We start from the raw sequence: 4,860 nt of genomic DNA, 5'->3' as shown, positions 1-4,860 counted from the left end.
TTCCGCGCCGCGCCGAAGAAGCGCTTCGGGCGCTGCAGGGCGTTGGCGTCGACACCGCCGGTCAGCACCTTGCCCGACGACGGGACCGTGGTGTTGTAGGCGCGGCCCAGACGGGTGACCGAGTCCAGCAGGATGACGACGTCGCGCTTGTGCTCGACCAGGCGCTTGGCCTTCTCGATGACCATCTCGGCCACCTGAACGTGGCGGGTCGCCGGCTCGTCGAAGGTCGAGGCGATGACCTCGCCCTTCACCGTGCGCTGCATGTCGGTGACTTCTTCCGGGCGCTCGTCGATCAAGAGGACGATCAGGTAGCACTCGGGATGGTTGGTCTCGATCGACTTGGCGATGTTCTGCAGCATCACCGTCTTACCGACGCGCGGCGGGGCTACGATCAGGCAGCGCTGGCCCTTGCCCAGCGGAGCGACGATGTCGATCACGCGGCCCGAGCGATCCTTCACGGTCGGATCGGGCAGCTCCATGTTCAGGCGCTCTTCGGGATAGAGCGGCGTCAGGTTGTCGAAGTGCACCTTGTGGCGCACGTTCTCGGGGCTCTCGAAATTGATCTTCGAGACGCTGGTCAGGGCGAAGTAGCGCTCGCCCTCGCGCGGCGAGCGGATCGCGCCCTCGACGCTGTCGCCGGTGCGCAGGCCGTACTTCCGGATCTGCGACGGCGAGACGTAGATGTCGTCCGGACCCGGAAGATAGTTGGCTTCCGGCGAGCGCAGAAAGCCGAAGCCGTCCTGCAGCACTTCCATGGTGCCCGAACCCGAGATCTCCACGCCTTCCTCGGCGAGGGTCTTCAGGATCGCGAACATCATGTCCTGCTTGCGCATGGAGTTGGCGTTCTCGACCTCGAAGGTCTCGGCGAACGCCAGCAGGTCGGCCGGGGACTTCTCCTTCAGCTCCTGCAGGGACATGGATTTCAAGCCCAGGGCCGCGACGGCGTCGGCGATGCTGGAGCCTTCGTCCTCGCCCTCGCCTTCCGCCTCGACGGAAGCTTCGGTGGCGACGTCAGCGGTATCCGCGACGGTGTCTTCAATGGTCGCCTCTTCGGCGCCCGGGATTTGGTCTTCGGTTTCTTCGGTCATGACAAGACTCAAGGGTGGGCGCGGTCTCCACGACGGAGTCCGGCCGGTAGAACTTCATGGGTCACGCCCGGTAGGACCGGGACATGCGCGTCGATTGACGATGACGCGGATCGTTCGGGGAACGGACCTTGGAGCGGAAAGCTCGCGGGGCGCGCCAGGACGGGCGCCGGTCCGTGAAAGGAAGAGGTCCGGCGAGGCCGGACGTATCGCCGATGCAAATCACGCGGCGGGCGGCGGGTCAAGCGCCGCCGCGTTTAGTGGTTCAGGAACTTGGTCGTCACCGAGACGACGATCACGATCGCCAGCACGAACGGGATCTCGTTGACCATCCGCCAGAACTTCTCGGAGCGAGGATAGTCGCCCTTCTCGAACTTCTTGCGCGAGGCCGACAGGAAGCCGTGGAAGCCATAGAGCCCGACCAGGGCGACCAGCTTGGTGGCCATCCAGGGCTCAGCCAAGAAGCCCCAGCCTCGCATCTGGGCGTCGGCGAGGATCAGGCCCAGGCCAAACAGCGCCGTGGCGATCGAGGCGGGATTGATGATCCCGCGCAGCAGCCGCCGCTCCATGACCACGAAGGTTTCGGCCATCTCCGAGCCGGGCGCGGCCTTGCTGTGATAGACGAACAGGCGCGGCAGATAGAGCATCCCGGCCATGAAGGCGATCACCGACAGGATGTGCAGGCCCCGCACCAGGTTGAAGTGCGCCACCAGGAAATCCATCACGCCGCAGCTCCCTCTCGGCAAGGACACTTCGACCAGTCGGGTCCGCACCGCCAGCCGCAAGCCGGCGCCACCGATCCGGCGCGTTCGCCGAGCGCGTTGCGCACCGCGGCGGCCAAGCCGTCGATGAACTCCGGCGCGCCGCCCAGGGCCGGGACCCGGACATAGGGCGCGGCGCCGACCTCTTTGGCCAGCTCGGCATATTCGTGATCGAGCTCGACCAGGGTCTCGACGTGCTCGGACACGAAGGCGATCGGGGTGATCATCACGCCCTTGCCCTCGGCGCCGGCGCGGCGGATCTCCTCGTCGGTCGAGGGGCCGATCCACTTCAGCGGCCCGACCCGGCTCTGGTAGCAGACGGTCCAGTCGATGCCCGCCGGCAGCTTGGCGGCGACGGCGGCGGCCGTGGCCTCGATCTGCTTCTGGTAGGGATCGCCGGCCAGGATCACCTTCTCCGGCAGACCGTGGGCCGAGAACAGCAGGCGGATGTTGCTCGGCGAGCCGGCCTTTTCCCAAGTCTCGCGGATCATCCGGGCGTGGGCCTCGATCAGCCCGGCCTCGGTCGGATAGCAGCAGACCGTCGTCTCGGCGCCCGAGCCCTTGTAGACCTTGCGCCAGGCCTTCAGCGACGAACCGGTCGTCGTGGTCGAGAACTGCGGATAGAGCGGCAGCAGCACGACCTCGTCCGGCGCGAAGGCCGCGACCTGGCGCGCGGTCTCGCCGGTCAGCGGATGCCAGTAGCGCATGGCGATGAAGCACTTGGCCTCGACGCCTGGCAGAGCAACGGTGAGGGCCTTCTCGAGCGCCTCGGCCTGCTTCTTGGTTTCCGGCAACAAGGGCGAGCCGCCGCCCATGATCGCGTAATTGGCCTTGGCCGTCTTTTCGCGGGTCGTGGAGATCAGCGCCGCCAACGGATAGCGGATCAGGGCCGGGGCGCCGATGATCGCCGGATCGCGGAACAGGTTGAACAGGAACGGCCGTACGGCGCGCGGACCATCGGGTCCGCCGAGATTGAACAGGACGACGGCGAGCTTCTTGCTCACTTGGCCACCTTCTGTCCTGTCACGCGCTCCAGCACCGCCTCGACATGGGCGATCGGCGTGTCCGGCAGGATCCCGTGGCCCAGGTTGAAGATGTAGGGACCCTGGTTCCACTGTTCGAGCAGTTCGTCCACTCGCTTCAGCAGCGCGTCGCCGCCGGCGCGCAGCAGCAGAGGATCCAGCGCGCCCTGGATGGTCTTGGTCTTCTGGATGGTCTGGCCCAGCTTGGCGCTGGCCTGGGTGTCGAGCGCCACGCCCTGCACCGGAACCTGGGCGGCGTAGCCCTCGACCAGGGCGCCAGCCCCGCGCGGGAAGCCGATGATCGGAACGGTGACGCCGCGGGCCCGCAGACCCTCGACGATCTTCTTGTGCGGCTGGGTGACCAGGCGATCGAACAGCGGCTCGGACAGGCCCTCGGCCCAGCTCTCGAACAGCTTCACGGCCTGGGCCCCAGCGTCGACCTGCATGGCCAGGTAGTCGACCGTCGAGTCGACCAGCACCTGGATCAGGGCGTCGGTGGTTTCGGGGTTCTGGTAGGCGAAGGTCCGCGCGCCGCTGCGATCGCTGGAGCCTTTCTCGATCATGTAGGTCGCCACGGTCCAGGGCGCGCCGGCGAAGCCGATCAGGGCCTTCTCCGGATCAAGCGCCGAACGAACCCTCGTCAGCGTCTCCCCGACGAGCGATAGGGCCTTGCCCGCCTCGCCGGCCTTTTCGGCCATGGACTCGACCGACGGCATATCGCCGAGCCTCGGACCTTCGCCGGCTTCGAACCAGACCTTCTGGCCGAGAGCGCCTGGGATCAGCAGGATGTCGGCGAAGACGATCGCCGCATCGAAGGGAAACCGCCGCATCGGCTGCAGCGTGACCTCGGCCGCCTTCTCCGGATCGAAGCAGAAGCTGATGAAGTCCGGCGCCGTGGCGCGGACCGCGCGATACTCCGGCAGATACCGTCCCGCCTGACGCATGAACCAGATCGGCGGATGGGGGTTCGTCTGACCAGCAAGCGTGGCGAGGAATTTCGGGGTCTGGGAAGGCGACGTCATGGCTCGGGTTAAAGCCCGGCGCGGGCTTCGGCTCAAGCCCGGAGTCCCCTTAAGCCCTTTCTAACATATCTTAATAAGAAATTAGGAAATGGAAGAGGGTGAAGGAGGGCAACTGCAAACCGTGGAAAACCTTCGTCGCGCGCCTGACTCCCACACGCGATCGGCCCTTTCCCACAAGGCTCCGCACATGTGATTAACCCTCTGTTAATCCTGTGGACGTCCCGCCAGGGCCTTGAAGGTCTTAATGAAAACTTAATTAACGGCGGCGCGCGAAAGACCCTCCACGAGACTCTTCCCCCGGCGGGGAGAACAAGGATTCAGACTTCGGGGGATGCGGGTCGGGCCTGGGGATGATACGCGAGCAATGCGACCGTTGATCACAGCGGCGCCATGTCACGACGCCTCTCGGGCCATTCGGCGCCCAGGCGTCCCCAGAGGCAGGGCAAGTGGTTAAACAACCGTTAACGGATGATCCACAGGAGAGTCACGGCGCAGGCGGCGAGGGTGAACGGTTGCCGCCGCGCTTTGCGACCTACTTCCACATCCATCTGGTGTCGGACTCCACGGGCGAGACCTTGAACGCGATGGCGCGCGCGGTCTGCGCCCGTTTCACCGACATCCTGCCGATCGAACACATCTATGCCCTGGTCCGTTCCACCCGGCAGCTGGACCGCGCGCTGGAGGAGATCGCCGGCGCGCCGGGCGTGGTCATGCACACCATCGTCGATCCGGGCCTGCGCTCGGCGCTCGAAGAAGGCTGCCGCAAGCTGGAGATGCCCTGCATCGCCGCGCTGGATCCCGTGGTCAGCGCCATGTCGCGTTATCTGGGCGCGCGGATCTCCACCCGGGTCGGCGCTCAGCACGCCCTGACCAACGACTATTTCGATCGGATCGAAGCGCTGGACTACGCGATCGCCCACGACGACGGCCAGGGCGGCCAGGACCTGACCCAGGCCGACGTGATCCTGGT

General features: G+C 66.1%; 5 protein-coding genes. 1 reads left to right on the top strand and 4 read right to left on the bottom strand.

From position 1 onward, the window contains the following. From rho to hemE, 4 genes are all read right to left on the bottom strand, one after another. A partial coding sequence (gene rho, locus Q0379_RS00325; protein WP_299002888.1) for a transcription termination factor Rho occupies positions 1-1,088 on the bottom strand: 1,088 nt, incomplete at its 3' end. 254 nt (positions 1,089-1,342) lie between these two features. After that, the gene (locus Q0379_RS00320; protein WP_299002885.1) at positions 1,343-1,858 is read right to left on the bottom strand and encodes a CopD family protein; all 516 of its coding nucleotides are present in this window, start codon (positions 1,856-1,858) and stop codon (positions 1,343-1,345) included. Continuing rightward, on the bottom strand, positions 1,807-2,850 hold the full coding sequence (gene hemH / locus Q0379_RS00315) for a ferrochelatase (RefSeq protein ID WP_299002882.1): 1,044 nt from the start codon (positions 2,848-2,850) through the stop codon (positions 1,807-1,809). Before hemH ends, Q0379_RS00320 begins: the two co-directional genes overlap by 52 nt. Beyond that, on the bottom strand, positions 2,847-3,890 hold the full coding sequence (hemE, locus tag Q0379_RS00310; protein ID WP_299002878.1) for a uroporphyrinogen decarboxylase: 1,044 nt from the start codon (positions 3,888-3,890) through the stop codon (positions 2,847-2,849). Before hemE ends, hemH begins: the two co-directional genes overlap by 4 nt. Positions 3,891-4,336: 446 nt before the next feature. Here hemE and Q0379_RS00305 point away from each other — a divergent pair. Beyond that, the coding region (locus tag Q0379_RS00305; RefSeq protein ID WP_299002875.1) for a kinase/pyrophosphorylase at positions 4,337-4,860 on the top strand (524 nt) is incomplete at its 3' end.

Source organism: uncultured Caulobacter sp. (assembly GCF_937900395.1).
In the GTDB taxonomy this organism is placed as follows: domain Bacteria; phylum Pseudomonadota; class Alphaproteobacteria; order Caulobacterales; family Caulobacteraceae; genus Caulobacter.
This window is presented reverse-complemented; position numbering and strand designations above follow the sequence as displayed.